The organism is Streptomyces sp. 130, from assembly GCF_007096885.1.
In the GTDB taxonomy this organism is placed as follows: Bacteria; Actinomycetota; Actinomycetes; order Streptomycetales; family Streptomycetaceae; genus Streptomyces.
This window is the reverse complement of the sequence record NZ_VJNO01000008.1, coordinates 19,066-35,875: the sequence shown is the minus strand read 5'-3', so window position 1 is coordinate 35,875 and position 16,810 is coordinate 19,066. Positions and strand designations below refer to the sequence as shown.

At 72.3% G+C, this 16,810-nt stretch carries 12 protein-coding genes and 1 pseudogene; 8 read left to right on the top strand and 5 right to left on the bottom strand.

The features are described from left to right. Positions 1-31: 31 nt before the first annotated feature. The gene (locus FKN01_RS09460; protein WP_143618490.1) at positions 32-3,502 is read left to right on the top strand and encodes a DEAD/DEAH box helicase family protein; all 3,471 of its coding nucleotides are present in this window, start codon (positions 32-34) and stop codon (positions 3,500-3,502) included. 121 nt (positions 3,503-3,623) lie between these two features. Here FKN01_RS09460 and FKN01_RS09455 read toward each other — a convergent pair whose 3' ends face one another. Beyond that, on the bottom strand, positions 3,624-4,343 hold the full coding sequence (locus tag FKN01_RS09455) for a lytic polysaccharide monooxygenase (RefSeq protein WP_143618488.1): 720 nt from the start codon (positions 4,341-4,343) through the stop codon (positions 3,624-3,626). A 484-nt stretch (positions 4,344-4,827) separates the two neighbouring features. Here FKN01_RS09455 and FKN01_RS09450 point away from each other — a divergent pair, with 484 nt between their 5' ends. Then, positions 4,828-5,154, top strand: a complete 327-nt coding sequence (locus FKN01_RS09450) for a hypothetical protein (RefSeq protein ID WP_143618486.1) — start codon at positions 4,828-4,830, stop codon at positions 5,152-5,154. A gap of 57 nt (positions 5,155-5,211) precedes the next feature. Here FKN01_RS09450 and FKN01_RS09445 read toward each other — a convergent pair whose 3' ends face one another. Beyond that, positions 5,212-6,600, bottom strand: coding sequence for a glycoside hydrolase family 18 protein (locus FKN01_RS09445; RefSeq protein WP_143618484.1), 1,389 nt, complete (start codon positions 6,598-6,600; stop codon positions 5,212-5,214). Positions 6,601-6,802: 202 nt separating this feature from the next. On the opposite strand from FKN01_RS09445, the gene FKN01_RS09440 reads away from it, so the two are divergent. Then, entirely contained in the window at positions 6,803-7,555 is a 753-nt protein-coding gene (locus tag FKN01_RS09440; RefSeq protein WP_143618481.1) for a GntR family transcriptional regulator, read from the top strand. Between the two features lie 240 nt (positions 7,556-7,795). Next, complete coding sequence (locus tag FKN01_RS09435; protein ID WP_143618479.1) at positions 7,796-7,996, top strand: SPOR domain-containing protein; 201 nt, start codon at positions 7,796-7,798, stop codon at positions 7,994-7,996. A gap of 16 nt (positions 7,997-8,012) precedes the next feature. On the opposite strand, the gene FKN01_RS09430 is transcribed toward FKN01_RS09435, so the two are convergent. Beyond that, complete coding sequence (locus FKN01_RS09430; protein ID WP_143618477.1) at positions 8,013-9,404, bottom strand: MATE family efflux transporter; 1,392 nt, start codon at positions 9,402-9,404, stop codon at positions 8,013-8,015. Between the two features lie 109 nt (positions 9,405-9,513). Here FKN01_RS09430 and FKN01_RS33535 point away from each other — a divergent pair. From FKN01_RS33535 to FKN01_RS09415, 4 genes and pseudogenes are all read left to right on the top strand, one after another. Further along, positions 9,514-10,035, top strand: a pseudogene (locus tag FKN01_RS33535) (PadR family transcriptional regulator); the annotation flags it as partial. A gap of 15 nt (positions 10,036-10,050) precedes the next feature. Beyond that, the gene (locus tag FKN01_RS33070; RefSeq protein ID WP_260696840.1) at positions 10,051-10,443 is read left to right on the top strand and encodes an NUDIX domain-containing protein; all 393 of its coding nucleotides are present in this window, start codon (positions 10,051-10,053) and stop codon (positions 10,441-10,443) included. 288 nt (positions 10,444-10,731) lie between these two features. Then, positions 10,732-11,160: an ATP-binding protein gene (locus FKN01_RS09420; protein WP_143618785.1), complete on the top strand. Its 429-nt coding sequence runs from the start codon at positions 10,732-10,734 to the stop codon at positions 11,158-11,160. Between the two features lie 194 nt (positions 11,161-11,354). Then, the gene (locus FKN01_RS09415) at positions 11,355-13,919 is read left to right on the top strand and encodes a SpoIIE family protein phosphatase (RefSeq protein WP_143618783.1); all 2,565 of its coding nucleotides are present in this window, start codon (positions 11,355-11,357) and stop codon (positions 13,917-13,919) included. A gap of 4 nt (positions 13,920-13,923) precedes the next feature. Here FKN01_RS09415 and FKN01_RS09410 read toward each other — a convergent pair whose 3' ends face one another. Both FKN01_RS09410 and FKN01_RS09405 read right to left on the bottom strand, forming a co-directional pair. After that, the gene (locus FKN01_RS09410) at positions 13,924-14,637 is read right to left on the bottom strand and encodes a PspA/IM30 family protein (RefSeq protein WP_143618473.1); all 714 of its coding nucleotides are present in this window, start codon (positions 14,635-14,637) and stop codon (positions 13,924-13,926) included. A gap of 66 nt (positions 14,638-14,703) precedes the next feature. Next, the gene (locus FKN01_RS09405; protein WP_260696831.1) at positions 14,704-16,800 is read right to left on the bottom strand and encodes a TPM domain-containing protein; all 2,097 of its coding nucleotides are present in this window, start codon (positions 16,798-16,800) and stop codon (positions 14,704-14,706) included. Between the last annotated feature and the right edge of the window lie 10 nt (positions 16,801-16,810).

Sequence of the window (16,810 nt, the reverse complement as noted above, 5' to 3'; positions counted from 1 at the left end):
ACACTCCGTCCGCACCAGGAAAGGGCACCACGTGAGCAACTTCGGGTTCCTCAAGGCCGAGTGGCCTGATCTCTGCGGCGAGGCGATGCGCGCAGAGCGGCTGGCCGTGGCGGATCCGAGGGCGGCGGTGTTCTATGCCCGGCGCGTCGTGGAGCTCGCGGTGACCTGGATGTTCGAGGTGGACGAGGCGTTGCGACGCCCGTACCGGGACGACCTGGCGGCGATGCTCTCGGAGCCGACCTTCGTCCGGGTCGTGGGCCCAGCGATCCGGACGAAGATGACCGTCATCCGGCGCCAGGGAAACGCCGCCGTCCACCGTAAGGCCCCGGTGTCGGCGAACGACGCGATGGGGGTCGTAGGTGAGCTGTTTCACGTCATGTACTGGCTGGCGCGCACCTACGCCACGGACCAGGCGCACCTTCCCGCCCCCGGGCTGGCCTTTGCCCCGACGCTGGTACCGCGACCGGAGCCGGCCGGCGTCCGACTGGCGAAGCAGGCCGAGCTGAAGAAGATGGCGGAGCAGTTCGCAGCGCAGCAGGAGGAGCTGGCGGCCGAGCGGCGGAAGAGCCAGGACCTCGACGCAGAGTTGCGGACCCTCCGCGCGGAGATCAAGGCCGCGAAGGCGGCCAACGAGGCGCGCGTCGACACGCACGACTACAACGAGTCCGAGACCCGCACGCTGATCATCGACCTGCTCCTGAAGGAGGCCGGCTGGGCGTTGGACCAGCCCAGCGACCGGGAGTTCCCGGTCACGGGCCTGCCGGAGTCGGTGTCCAAGACGGGCAGAGGCAGGGTCGACTACGTCCTGTGGGACAACGACGGGAAGCCTCTGGCGGTCGTGGAGGCCAAGCGCACCACGAAGGACGCGAGGGTGGGGCAGCACCAGGCCAAGCTCTACGCGGACGCGCTGGAGAAGCAGTTCGGGCAGCGCCCGGTCATCTTCTACACCAACGGCTACCACACCTATATCTGGGATGACCTGAACTACCCCCCGCGCGAGGTCCAGGGCTTCTACACCAAGGAGGAGCTGCGGCTCCTGGTGCAGCGCAGGGCCGGGCGGCAGAGTCTGGCGAAGCTTCCGATCAACGACCAGATCGCCGGCCGCGCCTACCAGTCGCATGCGATTCGCCGGGTGGCCGAAGCGTTCGAGTCCGACGCGGCTCGGCACGCCCTGCTCGTGATGGCCACCGGCTCGGGCAAGACCCGGACCGTGATCGCGCTGTCCGACCTGATGATGCGGGCGAACTGGGTCAAGCGTGTGCTCTTCCTTGCCGACCGCAAGGTGCTGGTCAAGCAGGCCGCGAACGCCTTCAAGAACCAGATGCCGGGCGCGCCCGTCGTGAACCTTCTGGATGAGAAGAACACCAACGCCCGGGTGTACGTCTCGACGTACCCGACGCTGATGAACCTCATCAACGAGGTGGACGAATCGGGGATGCGCCGCTTCGGGCCGGGGTACTTCGATCTGATCGTGGTGGACGAGGCACACCGGTCGATCTACCAGAAGTACGGAGCGATCTTCGACTACTTCGATGCCCTGCTCGTCGGTCTGACCGCGACACCGAAGGACGAGATCGACCGGAACACGTATCGGCGCTTCCAGCTGGAGGACGGTGTTCCGACTGACGTGTACAGCCTTGAGGAGGCCGTCGGCGACGGTTACCTCGTACCACCCCGGGCCGTGGAGGTGCCGCTGAAATTCCAGCGCGGCGGCATCAGGTACGCCGATCTCTCCGACGAGGAGAAGGAGCGCTGGGACGAACTCGACTGGGCCGAGGACGGCAGCGTCCCGGACGAAATCAGCTCCGAGGAGCTCAACAAGTACCTGTTCAATGCCGACACGGTGGACAAGGCCCTCGCGACCCTGATGGAGCAGGGCGTCCGAGTGGCGGGCGGAGACCGTCTCGGCAAGACCATCATCTTCGCGGCGAACCATGCCCACGCCGAGTTCATCGCCGAGCGATTCGATGTCAACTACCCCCACCTGCGGGGAGAGTTCGCCCAGGTCATCACGTACCGCAAGGAGTATGCGCAGAGCCTGATCGACCAGTTCTCCGATCCGGCGAAGGCGCCGCACATAGCGATCTCGGTCGACATGCTCGACACGGGCGTGGACGTGCCGGAGGTCGTGAACCTGGTCTTCTTCAAGCTGGTGCGTTCCCAGACCAAGTTCTGGCAGATGATAGGCCGCGGCACACGCCTGTGCCCGAACTTGTTCGGCCCGAACCGGGACAAGGACGGGTTCCTCGTCTTCGACCTCTGCCGGAACATCGAGTTCTTCAACCAGAGCCTGATGAAGGCCGAAGGGAAGCTTGGGCCGTCTCTGGCGCAGCGCATCTTCACCAGCCGTGCGGACCTGCTGTTCGCCCTGGACGCGAAGGACCCCGCACCGCGGGCCGTCGGCGAGGAGCAGCCCGACCAAGGCGGGCATGCTGAGGGGCGGCCGCCTGCCGCTGACGGCACGAACAGCCCCGCAGGGTTGCGGCAGGAGCTGGCCGAGCGGCTGCACCAGGAAGTCACGGCCATGAACCCGGACAACTTCCTGGTGCGTCCTGAGCGGGAGTACGTCGATGCCTTCTCCGGCTTGGACGCCTGGCTCGCGCTCACGCAGGAGACGCACGCCCAGGTCGTGGACCACCTCGCCGGGCTTCCCACGGCGTTCCGCGACGACGACAGCACCGAGGAAGCCAAGCGCTTCGACCTGCTCGCTCTGCGCTTGCAGCTCGCGGTCGTGAACGCGAACCCCGGCTACGACCGGCTGCGCGCACAGGTGCAGGAGATCGCCTCTGCGCTCCAGGACCAGTACACGATTCCGGCGGTACGGGCTCAGCAGGGGCTGATCGACGAGCTCGTCGGCGACGACTGGTGGGATGACGTGACCCCGCCGATGCTGGAGGCGATGCGGCGACGGCTGCGCAGTCTGGTCAAGCTGATCGAGAAGACCCGCCGAAACATCGTCTACACGGATTTCGAGGACGAGCTGGGCGAGCTGACGGTCGCGCGGTTGCAGGGCACGGTCATCGGCACCGACCTGACCCGGTTCGAGCAGAAACTCAGGATTTACCTGCGCGCGCACGAAGACCATCCGGCGATCCGGAAGATCCGCCGGAACCGGCAGATCACCACCTCCGACCTGAGGGAGTTGGAACGGATCTTCCTCGAAGCCGGCATCGGCACCGAGGCCGACCTCGATCGCACGCGTAACTCCGAGGGAGGGCTCGGCATCTTCCTCCGCTCCCTGACCGGCCTGGAGCGAGAGGCCGCCTGGAGCGCTTTCGAAGAGTTCCGGCGGGGACGGACCTTTTCCGGCGCCCAACTCCGCTACGTGGATCTGCTCGTCGACTACGTGGCCCGCAACGGCATGGCCGACGTTGCTGTGCTGTACGACCCGCCGTTCAGTGCCCTTGCCCCGCGCGGTCCGGAGGACCTGTTCACGGAGGCGGACATCGACACCATCGCGGCGGTCATCACGTCCATCCGGGCCACCGCCGTCGCCGCATAGAACCAGGTGGCGAGCGCCTCGCTGTCATGAGGTCCGGGGCGGCAAGGTCCCGGTGCCAGCCGCCCCGGCAGGTTCCGCACCGACCTCTCCGCGGGGCCCCGGCCCCGCGGAGAGGTGTGGGTCAGCAGGTGCCGAGGTCCTCCCAGACGCCCCACTCGCCCGTCGTGCCGGGCTGGTCGCCCTGGACCCACCACTTGGCGCGCCAGGTGTGCCCGTTGTACGAGACCGTGTCACCGCCGTTGTAGACGCGGCCGGCCTCCCACGCCGAGGCGGTGCAGTCGCCCGGGTCCCCGCCGTCACCGCCGCCGTCACCGGGGGTGCCGCCCCCGCCGATCTGGAGGTCGATGCAGGCGTAGAACGCGTTGGCGGTGTCCGCGATGTTCCAGACGGCCAGCACCTTCTGGCGGCCGCTGTAGCCGCTGAGGTTCACGTGGTGGGTCTTGGTGGCGCCGGGCTGGGCGCCGTTGTCGTTGAACTCCGCGATCTTCGAGCCGCCGATGTAGTACTGCCAGGTGCTCGTCGCGTGCCGGGCCGTCAGCGTCCAGGAGAAGTCCGCGGAGCTGCCGACCGGGGTGGCCTTCCAGCCCTTGCTGTCGTTGTCCAGCTCGGCGAACTGCGCGTTGCCTCCGCTGCAGCTCTTCAGGCCCTTGGGGCCCTCGACGCTCTGCGGCTCGTACTTGATCTGGCCGCAGTCGACCACGCCGGAGGCGCACTGCGCCTGGCGGCTCGGCGGCGAGGACACGTAGCCGTGCGCACTGGCCGTGGTGGCCGGCAGGACCACCGCGAGCAGGGGGGCGACTCCCGCACCGAGCACGAGGGCCAGTTTTCGCTTCGCGTTCATGCCAACTCCTTCGCTGGGGACTGCCGCGGGGTGACGGCAGCGGTCGGACACGCCCGCACCGGGCAGCGGCCTCGTGAGGGGGGTGCCGGCACGGTGGGGGCAGGGGTACGGCCGGTGGCGAGGGGGCGCCGCCCGCAGCCCCACGCGCGCCGCCGGCCGCCCAGGGCGACCGCGGCTCACCTTAGGTCTAGACCATACTCAAGGGTGGGTGGTCGTCAATAGGGCTTGTACACAAGGATCTTGGCGGCGTGTCATGTCTGCGGTCGGGTCATCGCGATCCGCGCGGCCCCGCCCGGCACTTCGCGCCCGGTGTGCGAGGGGTACGGGTGAGCGCCGCTCCCTCGGTCCGGTCGCGCTCCGCCCGTACCCCGTGTGGCCCGGACCCGGACCCGCGCCCCGTCGCCGGGATTGGACTGGACCAAATCTGGGCAGCGTTCGGCGGAATCCTCATCACTGGACCCCTCCACCGGACCCAAGGAGTCTCATGTTCGGGAAGCGCAGTGTGATGGGCGGCGCGGCCGTCGCCATGACCGCAGTCGGCGCGCTGCTGACGACGGCCCCCTCCGCCCAGGCGGCACCTACCGGCTGCACGGTCTCCTACGGAGGCGGTGCCGGCAGCACGATGTCCAGCCTGTGCACGGGCGGCACCGGCCACCACCGCGTCCACGCGGTGCTCAACGCCCTGGACCCGCGCCTTCCGCAGCGGATCGTCCTCGGCGACTGGGCCCCGGTCGGCCAGGCGTCCGTCGCCACCAACCCGTGGGGCTCGGGCTACATCCAGTCCATCTGGACGGAGACCGTCGACTGGTGACCGTACGCACGGCCGAGGGGCGGCCGCGCACCGGCAGCCGCCCCTCATGAGGTGTTCCTACCGGCGGGAGGTGAGCCCGCGGTCGACGGCCGTGATCAGCTCGCCGTCCTCCGTGTCACCGTCCAGCGACCAGAACATCGCGCCGCCGAGCCGGTGGTCGCGGATGTAAGCGGTCTTGGTGCGCAGCACCTGGGGGTCGTCGTACGTCCACAGCGTGGTGCCGTCGAACAGCCAGGCGCTGCCGTCGCGGACGTTGCGGTGCACCTTGTACGTACCGGATTCGGCCAGTTTCCGCAGGGCCTTGTAGTCCTCGTAACCGGCCGCCCAGGTCGCCGGGGCGGGGCCCGCCGCCGGCTGTCCGAGGCCGTCGCCGCCGCCGGTGACGCCCGTCCAGCCCTGGCCGTAGAAGGGCATGCCGACCACCAGCTTGCGCGCCGGCGCGCCCCGCTTCAGCCAGTCCCGCACGGTCCGGTCGACGCTGTAGTCGCCCTTCGCGTACAAGGCGGACTGCTGGGCCGTCTTCGCCTCGCCGGAGACGTGGAAGTCGTAGCCCTGGAGGTTCACGAAGTCGAAGTCCCGCATGATGCGGGGCACGTCGAAGCCCGCGTCGATCTTCTCGGGGGACGCCGGGACGAACGCCGAGAGCTCGTAGTGCTTCGGCTTCGCGCCGTGGTGCCGGCCCTTGCGTTCCTTGGCGGCCTTCTTCGCGTACGCGTCGAGCTGGGTGCGGAACTCGTGGACCAGGGCGGTGAAGTTCCGCTTGTCCTCCGGGCGGTACACCGTGTCGGTGTCACCGGCGGATCCCGGCCATTCCCAGTCGATGTCGATGCCGTCGAAGAGCCCGGCCGCCGCGCCCTTACCGCCGCGTGTCCCGTCCACCGGCAGGTCGCCCTTGATGTACAGGTCGATGCAGGAGGAGACGAGCGCCTTGCGCGACGCCGCGGTGCGGGCCGCGTCGGAGAAGTGGGTCGACCAGCTCCAGCCGCCGAGCGAGATCATCACCTTGAGGCCGGGGTGCTTCGCCTTGAGCTCCCGCAGCTGGTTGAAGTTGCCCGCGAGCCTCTGGTCGTCGGTGTCGGCGACCCCGTCCACGGAGTTGGCCGCGTCGAGCGGACGGACGTAGTCCGCCCAGGCGTCGGCCTCGCCGGGCACATTGCCGGTGAAGCACTTGCCGTCCGCGCTGATGTTGCCGAACGAGTAGTTGACGTGGGTGAGTTTGGCCGCGGTGCCGCTCGTCTCCAGGTCGTTGACCTGGAAGTCGCGCCCGTAGACACCCCACTGGGTGAAGTAGCCGACGCGCTTGTAGTCGGCGGACGGGCCATGGTGGTTGCGGTCGCCGCCGTGACTGCCGTGCCCGGAGGAGGCGTTGGCGGCGGGGGAGAGGGAGGCCGCGAGCGTGAGAGCGCAGGCGGCGATGGCGAGTGAAGACAGGGTTCTTCGACGCATGAGGCCAGAAGTTATTGGTCTGGACCAAACATGGTCAAGGGTTTGGCAAAGGCGGTTTAAAGGGGTTCTGGCCGAGGTGCCGCGAGCCATGCGCGGGCCCGCCGAATGTCATCACTTCGAGTGAAACTGTGGCCTGCGCTTGCGATTCGGAACCCACGGTTGCGACGCTGTCGCAGTCCGTCAACCTCTTGGGGAGTGGCCTGTGGCTTTCGGTGAGCAGCCCGCCTATCTGCGCGTGGCGAGCGATCTGAGAGAGAAGATCGTCAACGGTTCGCTGCCGCCGCATACGCGCCTGCCGTCGCAGGCGCGCATCCGCGAGGAGTACGGGGTCTCGGACACCGTCGCGCTGGAGGCGCGCAAAGTCCTGATGGCTGAGGGCCTGGTCGAGGGGCGTTCCGGTTCGGGGACGTACGTCCGCGAGCGGCCGGTGCCCCGCATGGTCGAGCGCTCCGGCTTCCGGCCCGAGGCGGGGGCGGGCCCGTTCCGCCAGGAGCAGGCGGCGGACGGGGTGCGCGGGACCTGGGAGTCGCGCAGCGAGCAGGAGGGCGCGAGCGCCGAGATCGCCGCCCGCCTCGGGATCGAACCGGACGACCGCGTCATGCGTACGCATTACGTGTTCCGGGAGGCGGGCGAGCCGGTGATGCTCTCCACCTCCTGGGAGCCCCTGGCCATCACGGGGCGCACGCCGGTGATGCTGCCGGAGGAGGGCCCGCTGGGCGGCTGCGGGGTCGTCGAGCGGATGGCCGCCATCGACGTGATCGTGGACAACGTGGCCGAGCGGGTGGGCGCGCGCCCGGGGCTCGCGGAGGAGCTCCTGGCGCTGGGCGGGGTCCCCGGACATGTGGTGATGGTGGTCGAGCGGACCTTCTACGCCTCGGGGCGGCCCGTCGAAACCGCCGACGTGGTGGTGCCGGCCGACCGCTACCGGGTGGGGTACCGGCTCCCCGTGAGGTGACCGGGGGCGGGCCCGCCGCTTCCTGATTGTCATGTCCCGCTCTCACTCCCGCCGCAACGCCCCGGGGGCGCATTCGCGAGAATGCGCCCCCGGGGCGTTGGTCCGTTCCTGGCCGGATCCGTGCCTCTTTGTGTAAAGACGTATCCGTTGCGTGAAGGTCAGGCGTAGGGTCAGGCATATGCGTACCGGGGTTTCCTGGAGTTTCTTAGAAGCGTGCACATCGTTCAGGGGAGGGGCGCGATGCTCGGGAGAAACACGATGAGTGACAGCGGTGCCGTGCTTCCCTGGCTGGTGATACGGCAGGACGACAACGGCAACCGCTACCGCGTGGGCAGGTACGCCACGCAGGGCGAGGCCCAGCGGACGGCCGACAAGTTGCAGGACCGGGGGCACAAACAGCTGTACTGGGTGGAGCGCGTCGGGCAGGCCGCCCAGTCGTAGGGGCCCGGCGCACGGGCTAATGCGCCGGTGCGCTCCCCGAATCGTTCCGGGGTGAGGGCCCGTCGGCTGCCGGGGCGGGAGTCCGGGGGGCTCCCGGACGCGCCGTGCGCCGGTACATGGCGGCGACGGCGGCGCACTGCGAGGCCGTCGAGAGGCCCATGGCCAGGCAGATGCCCGGCAGCCCCCACCCCGACATGGCGTACGCGAGCGCGAGTTGGGCGGCGACCCCGCAGGCGGTGACGCGGGCGAGGGCCGGGCTCGCGCCGCTGCCCTCGAAGACACCGCCGAGCGCGATGAAGCAGGCGAGCAGCAGCAGATACGGTCCCACGCAGCGCAGATAGAGCGCCCCGGCCCCGGCCACCGCCCCCTCGCTGCCGAAGGCCCGCATGATCCAGGGGGCGGCCACGAGGAGCGCCGTCGCGGCGGTGAGGCCGAGCGCCCCGGCCACCAGCACGGCCTGCCGCCCGATGGCCCGCCGAGCGTCGCGTCCGGCGCCGAGCAGATGGGCGGTGCGGATGGCGGCGGCCTGGCGCACCGCGTAGAAGGCCATCGTCGCGACGTACATCGCCTTCGTCGCGATCCCGTACGCGGCGACCTCGTCCACCCCGATCCGGGCGACGACGGCGACGAGCGCGAGCGCCCCCGCCATCCGCGCGGTGAACTCCGCCGACATGGGCAGGCCCGTGGCGGCGGTCCCGCGCGCGTCCGCGGCCAGGCTCCCGCGCACGCCGCCCGCACCGGCCGGGGCGGCGGCGGCCCACCGCAGCACGCCGTTGCGGCGCAGCGCCACGAGACCGCAGGTGAGCGCGGCGGCCCGGCCCAGCACCGTGGCGACCGCCGCGCCGCGCACCCCGAGCCCGAACCCCAGGATGAGCAACGGGTCCAGACCGAGGATCAGGCCGTTCGCGAGGAGCGCGAGCCGCATCGGGGTGCGGGTGTCGCCCGCGCCCTTCAGGATGCCGTCGACCACGTGGGACGCGAAGAACACCGCGATGCCCGGCAGCGCGATCGCGAAGTAGCCGGCGGCCAGGGCCGGTGCGCCGCCCTCGCCGGTCCCGAGAACGAGCCGGGCCAGCGGGGCGCGGCAGAGGTATCCGCCCACGGCGGCCACCGGCGTGACCAGGGCCCATAGCGCCCAGCCGCCCCGCACCGCCGAGCGCAGCGCCGCCGGGTCGTCCGCGCCCCTGGCCCGCGCGACGAGCACGGTCGTACCCGAGCCGGCGACCAGGATGACGCCGAGCAGCAGGTTCTCCACGTTGGTGGCGGCGGCGACCGCGGCGACCGCCGCCCCGCCCAGCCGGGCCACCCAGACCATGTTGATGATCCCGGCCGCGACCCCCGCGAGGAGCTCGACGTAGACCGGGCCCGCGAGTGCCACCAGCGTGCGCCGGTGCTCCACCGCCTCCATGACCGCCCCCTCTTTCCGCTGTACCTCGAATCGAGGTGCAGCGGAAAGAGATAGCATGAGCGCGCCGGACGGGCAAGCAGGGTGACGGACGAAACAAGGAGCTCGGCGCGTGCTGGAGCTGTCGATTCTGGGATTCCTCTCCGAGGAGCCCCTGCACGGATACGAGCTGAAGGCCCGCATCCAGGCCCTCAGCGGCCACATCCGCGCGGTCAGTGACGGGGCGCTCTATCCGGCCATTTCCCGCCTCGTGAAGGCGGGCCTGGTCGACCAGCGCACCGAACCCGGCACCGGGTCCGCACCCCGCCGGGTCCTCTCCCTCACCGAGGCCGGACGCGAGGAGCTGCACGCCCGGCTCGGGCACCCCAAGGAGGCCGAGATCACCGACGGGCAGCGCTTCTTCACGCTGCTCGCCTTCCTGCACCACCTCCCCGACCGCGCCGGGCAGGCGGCGGTCCTGCGCCGGCGGCAGGCGTTCCTCGACGCCCCCGCGAGCTTCTTCTACCGGGACGGCGAGCCGATGCGGGCCGAGGAGGCGCCCACGCTCTTCCGGCAGGGAATGCTGCGCATCGCCCGCGCCACGGGCACCGAGGAGAAGAAGTGGCTGGCCGAGGCGATCGGCGAACTGGAGGGCGGGGGCGCACCGGGGCTGATCGACACGGTGGCGTGGGTGCGGATCGAGGACGGCCGCATCCTGTGCGCGCGCCCGCGCGGAAAGGACGTCTTCTACATCCCGGGCGGCAAGCGGGAGGGTGCCGAGAGCGACCTCGACACGCTGGTGCGCGAGATCGAGGAGGAGCTGACGGTCCGCATCGACGCGGAGTCCGTCGTGCACGTGGGGACGTACGAGGCCGGCGGGCCCGGTCTCCCGGACGGCACGGTGGTCCGGATGGCCTGCTACACCGCCGGGTTCAGCGGCGAGCTGAGGGCCAGCAGCGAGATCGAGGACGTGGCGTGGTTCTCGTACGCCGACCGCGACCGCGTGCCGCCCGTCGACCAGCTGCTCTTCGACGACCTCAGGGCCTCGGGCGACCTCGCCTGAGCGGCGCGGGCGGGTCAAGGCGCGGCGCGGGAGCGGAACAAGGCGCGGCGCGGGAGCGGGTCAAGGCGCGGCGCGCGGGGGCGGATCAAGATGGCGGCGGGCGGGGGCGGATCAAGATGCGGCGCGTGGGGGCGGGGGTGTGCGCCCCCGCTTCCCGGGCACCCGTACGTGCGCGCCGCCGTACACCCGTACGCCCCGCGTGTCGAGGCCGACGGTATTCGCTCCTGAATATCGGGTATGTGGTGTTTGTCCCGCACAGACAGGGCGTCACCGTTGCCGGCTCTGGGAGTGATCGGCGTGACCGATACCGAAGGCGATCGCGCCGAGTGGAGCTTTCCGGCTGTGCCCGGTGCCGTGCGCACCGCCCGGCACGCCGTCCACGACACCCTGCGCGACTGGGGCCTCGACGCCGTCGTCGGTGACGAAGCGATGCTGCTGGTCAGTGAGCTGGTCACCAACTCCATGCGCTACACCCCCGGCCCCATCGGGGTGCGGCTGCTGCGCCCCCAGCCGGACGGGGACCGCTCCGCCGCCCGGTCCGGCCTCCTCGTCGAAGTCTCCGATCCCCTCCCCGATCCGCCCACCGAACGTACGGCGGGGCCCGACGCGGAGAGCGGTCGGGGACTGCAGCTCGTGGCCTGCGCGGCCCGGCGCTGGGGGACCCGGCGGGGAAAGACCGGCAAGACGGTGTGGTTCGAGCTGGCTCTGCCTGGTTAGGAGTGAGGTGGGACGCACAGCGATCACCGGAGGTCGGGGCCGAACCTGGCTGAAAGGGACTGAGACCGTGCTGTGATCGTGAACGCCGTGCCGGACGGGGCCGTAGTGCTGAATACTGCGGGCATGACCGGTCCGGTGTGTGAGCTGGAGGGGACGGTCGCGTGAGCGAGATACCTGGGACAGCGGGCGACGTCGTGTGGCAGAGCAGTCCGCCTGGCTCGATCTACGACTACATCAGAGTCGCCTCCTTCTCGATCGGGCCCGATGGGCTGATCGAGCAGTGGAGCCGCCGGGCCGCCGGTCTCTTCGGCGTGGCCGCCCACGAGGCCGTGGGCAAGGACCCCGTCGAGGCGTTCCTGCCCGGCGAGGTCCGCGGTGAGGGCCACCGCAGGGTGGGCGAGGTGCTCGACGGCAAGGAGTGGACGGGCCTCGTCCCGTTCCGGATGCCCGGGGAGGGCGGGGCGCACGGGCTCGCCGAGATCTATGTGATGCCCAGCGAGACGGCCACCGGCGAACGGGCGGCGGTCTGCATCGTCGTGGACGTCCGCGCCCTGCGCCGCATCGAGACGGACCTCGCCGCCTCGCAGGCGATTTTCGGCCAATCTCCCTTCGGGTTCGTCCTCTTCGGCACCGACCTCACCGTCGTCCGGGCCAACGAGCGCTTCGCCACCGTCTTCGGCGGCCGGGCCGACGACCACCGGGGCCGCACCGTCGGCGACTACCTCACCGGCGCCGAGGCCGACCGCCTGACCGCCACGCTCGAACGCGTCCTGGCGACGGGCAACTCCGTCACCGACCTCCAGCTCGTCGGTACGGCCCCCGGTGACACCGAGCGCCGCCACTGGTCGATGAACCTCTACCGGGTGCACAGCGGATCGGGCCGCCCCATCGGCATCGCCGGACTCGCCACCGACGTGACCCGGCGTCACACCGCCGCCCGCGAGGCCGCCAGCGCCCGCCGCAACCTCGCCCTGCTCAACGAGGCCGGCGCCCGCATCGGCAACTCCCTGGATCTGGAGACCACCGCCCGCGAACTCCTCGACGTCGCCGTCCCCGTCTTCTGCGACCTGGCCTCCGTCGACCTCTACCAGGCCCTGCTCACCGGGGACGAGGCGGCGCCCGGCGGCTGGAGCCCGTTCAGCCAGGAGGCGGTCGGCGGCTCCGCCGAACTGCGCCGCGTCGCCTTCGCCAGCGCCGTGTCCGACGCCCTGCCCCACCCGGCCCCCGGCGCCTCCGACTCCGGACCACCGGGCGACGCGTCCGCGCCCCCAGCCCTCGGCTCCGTCCACCGCTACCCCTTCGGCTCGCCGTGCGCCGCGGCGCTGCGCACCGGCCGGGTGAAGGACGTGCCCGGCGACGACCGGGGCTTCGTGCAGTCCACGCTGGCCGTGCCGATGGTCGCCCACGACAACGTGGTGGGCCTCGTCCGCTTCTCCCGTACGAAGGGCAGCGAGCCGTTCGACGACCGGGACCGGGCCCTCGCGACCGAGCTGGCCGCCCGCGCCGCCGTCTGTATCGACAACGCCCGCCTCTACCGCCGCGAGCACGAACGCGCCCTGATCCTCCAGCGCAGCCTGCTGCCCCCCGGCGATCCGGAGGCCGCCGGGCTCGACATCGCCTGCCGCTACCTGCCGGGCAACACCGCCAACGAGGTCGGCGGCGACTGGTTCGACGTGATCGAGCTGCCCGGGCACCGCACCGCGCTCGTCGTCGGCGACGTGATGGGGCGCGGCCTGCGCGCCGCCGTGGCCATGGGCGAACTGCGCACCGCCGTGCGCACGCTGGCCCTGCTCGACCTGGAACCCGCCGAGGTGCTGTCCGCGCTGGACGAGATCGCCCGGGGGCTCGGCGCCCCCGGCGCCGCCTCCGCGGCCGGCGGCGGGGGCGCCCAGTGGCCCGCCCGCGCCGCGCACAAGTCGCGGGAGGCCGACCTCTCCGAGGTGTATCTGGCGACCTGCGTCTACGCGGTCTACGACCCGGTCACCCGGCGCTGCACCTTCGCCAACGCGGGCCATCTGCCGCCCGCCGTGGTCGAGCCGGGCGAGGCCGCGCTGCTCCTCGACGTACCCCCCGGGATGCCGCTGGGCGTCGGCGGCGAACCCTTCGAGGAGGTCGAGGTCGAGCTGAAGGAGGGCGCGCTCCTCGCCCTCTACACCGACGGCCTCGTCGAGTCCCGCGACCACCCGCTGGACGAGGGCCTTGCCGCCCTCCGCAAGGCCCTGACCGAACCGGCCCAGCCGCTGGAGGACGTCTGCGACCGGGTCCTCGGCTCGCTGCACACCCGGCACGGCGAGGACGACATCGCGCTCCTGATGGCCCGCATCCAGGGCCTGCCCACCGAGGCCGTCGGCGACTGGCGGCTGCCCCGCGAGCCCCGCTCGGTCGGCCGCGCCCGCGAACTGGCCAGGGGCCAGCTCACCAGCTGGGGCCTCGACGACCTGGTGGACACCACGGAGCTCCTGGTCAGCGAGCTGGTCACCAACGCCCTGCGCTACGGCGAGGGCGAGATCCGGCTCCGCCTGCTGCGCGACCGCACCCTGGTCTGCGAGGTGTGGGACGCCGGTCTCGTCCAGCCGAGGCGCCGACGCGCCCGGGACACGGACGAGGGCGGCCGGGGTCTGCAGCTGGTGGGGCTGCTCAGCGCGGCCTGGGGGGCCAGGCGGACTCCGCGCGGCAAGACCGTCTGGTTCGAGCTGCCGCTGCCGGACGGGCGCCCGCCCGCCGAGCGCTCGGTGGAGGAACTGCTCAGCATGTTCTAGGACGTCACTTCGTGGTCTTCAGCGCGGCGAGGCGGGCCTCCACCTCGGCGCTGTCGCCCAGCGCGTCCAGCTCCTCGAACTGCGCGTCCAGCGAGGAGGCCGCCAGCTCCTGCTTGCCCAGGGCCCGTGCCTCCTCGCGCCGCACCTTGTCCTCGAACCGGCTCAGCTCGCTGGTCGGGTCCAGGACGTCGATGCTCTTCACCGCGTCCATCATCCGGTTCTGCGCCTGCGCCGACTTGGCGCGCGCCACCAGTTCGTCCCGCTTGGCCTTCAGCTCCGAGAGCTTCGCCTTCATCCGGTCCAGGCCCGCCTTGAGCTTGTCGACCACCTCGGTCTGCGCGGCGATGGCCGGCTCCGCGGTCCCGGCCTCCTTCTCGGCCTGGAGCTGCCGGCCCAGCGCGACCTTCGCCAGGTTGTCGAACTTGTCCGCCTCGGGTCCCGAGCCGCCCGCCCGCAGCTCGTCCGCCTTGCGGCTCGCGGCGAGCGCCTTGCCGCCCCACTCGCGGGCCGCCTCGACGTCCTCCCGGTGGTCCTGCTCCATCAGGCGGAGATTGCCGATGGTGGCGGCCACGGCCTGCTCCGCCTCCGCGATGTTGGCGGTGTAGTCGCGGATCAGCTGGTCCAGCATCTTCTGCGGGTCCTCGGCCTGGTCGAGCAGCGCGTTGATGTTGGCCTTCGCCAGCTGGGTGACACGGCCGAGGATGGTCTGCTTGCTCATGGGGTCTCCTGTGGGGTTGTGCTGCTCGTGGGGTTACGCGTACGGCTGTACGGGAAGCCCTCCGCGTCAGAAGCGTCCGCCGCCGCCCCGGCGGCCCCGTGTGCCCCCGCCGCCGAAGCTGCCGGGCCCGCCGCCCCCGCCGAAGCCGCCGCCCCCGAAGCCGCCCCGGAAGCCGCCGCGCCCGCCGCCCCCGCCCATCAGGCCGCCGAGGAGAATCCCGCCCAGCACCGCGCCGCCCATGCCTCCGCCGCCTCCGCCCGCCAGGCCGCCGGGGCCGCCGTACCCGTACCCGTACCCGTGTACGTCCTGCTCGGCCAGGCTCCGCGCCTCGCCGGCCAGCGCGTCCGCGCGGTTCGCCTCGGCCAGGGCGGCCTGCGCGTCGCCGGTGTCCGCGAGCGCGGCGGCCCGCTCCAGCCGGCGCTGCGCCTCGGCGAGCCGGGTCCGGGCGGTGCTGCCGACCGCGCCCCGGTGCGTCGTGACGAAGTCCGCGGCGGCGGCGACCGAGGAGCGCGCGGTGAGCAGCGCCCCGTCGAGCAGCGAGCGCGCCCGGGTGTCGCCCCGTTCCCGCTCGCGGGCCCCGGCCAGCGCCTCGTCCAGCGCCCGGTCCGCCTCCTCCACCCGGCGCAGCGCGTCGATCGGGTCGTACCGGCCGCCCCGCTCCGCGCGCACATCGCCGGCCACCGCACGGGCGCGGGCGATCCGGCCGCGCAGGTCGGCGGTGGACGTCCCCCGCGCCGTGCCGTCGAGCAGCCCGCCCGCGTCGGCCAGGTCGGTGTCCAGCTCGGTCAGCGCGGCGGTCAGCCGGTCCGCCGCCTCGTCCAGCTCGCGGGCGCGCCGCTCCACGCCGTCGACGAGGGTGCCCGCCTGGTCGAGCGCCCCCTCGGCGGCCCGGACGTAGACGGCCGCCGCCGCGTGGTCGCCGCCGTCCACCGCCTGCCGGGCCCGGTCGAGGGACGAGGTCGCGAAGGCGAGCCGGTCCCCGGCCTCTTCGGCGTCACCGGCGACGGGGGCCGATGCCTGGTCCGCGTACCGCTCGCGCATCGAGGCGAGCGCGGCCTCGGCGGCCGGGACCCGGCCGGTCAGCTCCCCGAGCGCGGTCCCGGCGGCGGCCAGGGCCTGCGGCGCCTCGCGCTCCAGCTCGCGCAGCCGGTCGAAGTCCTCGGAGACCGCGTCGAGGCGGCCGTCGGCGTCCGCGCAGCGGCTGAGGATCTCGTCCAGCATCCGCCGGCGCGTCGCGTCGTCCTCCGGGAACGCGTCGTCCAGCTGCTGACGCAGCCGGAACGCGGTGGTCAGCTCGCCCTTGGCGTAGGCCACCGCCTCGGCGAACGGCGCGGCGGCCTCTTCCCCGAACTGGGCGGTGGCGAACCCCAGCTCCTCCTCGCTGGTGCGGACCGCGTCGTCGGTGGCGACCAGCGTCTCCTTCGCCTTCGCGTCGAGCTCCGGCAGCGGGGCGGGCGCCGGGCCGCCGCCGCCCCAGCCGGCCGTGCCGGGTGTCGTGCGGGTGGTGGCGCGCCGCTTGCGCCGCAGGAAGGCGTACGCGGCGACGGCCGCCACGGCGCAGAGCAGGACGACGGGCAGGAGCAGGTCGCCGGTGCTGGTGCCGCCCGAGCCGGCGCCCGGGTCGGCGGCGCCGGGGGTGATCGCCGGGGTGGGCACGGGCTCGCCGGACAGGACGGCGGCGTAGCCGTCGGCGGCGCCGATCGCGGCGCCCGCCCAGTCGTTCTCCTTCAGCGCCGGCTCGATCGCGGTGTTCGCCACGTCCCGGAGCCGCGCGTCGGAGAGGGGGGCGTCCTGGTCGGCGGAGTAGGCGTACTGCCGGGCATGGGTGGCGACGGCGAGCAGGACGTCGTCGCGGCCGAGGCCGTTGCGGTCTGCGGTCGCGTCGGCCCAGTCCCGCGCGGAGTTCCCGGAGAAGTCGCGCACGTACACCACGAAGAGCTGGAGGCGGTGTCCGGCGTAGAGCCGGTCGAGGGCCGTGACCACCTCGGGGCGGCGGTCGCCCAGGGCGCCCACCTTGTCGGTGATCTGCCCGTCGCGGGACAGCGTGACCGGGTCGTCGGCGCGGGCGGCCGGCGCGGGGGCCAGGGCCAGCCAGCACACCGTCAGGAGGACGGCGAGCAGGGCCCGGCCCGGTATCAGGTGTCGGCTCACGGGCGGCGTCACGTTTGTGAGG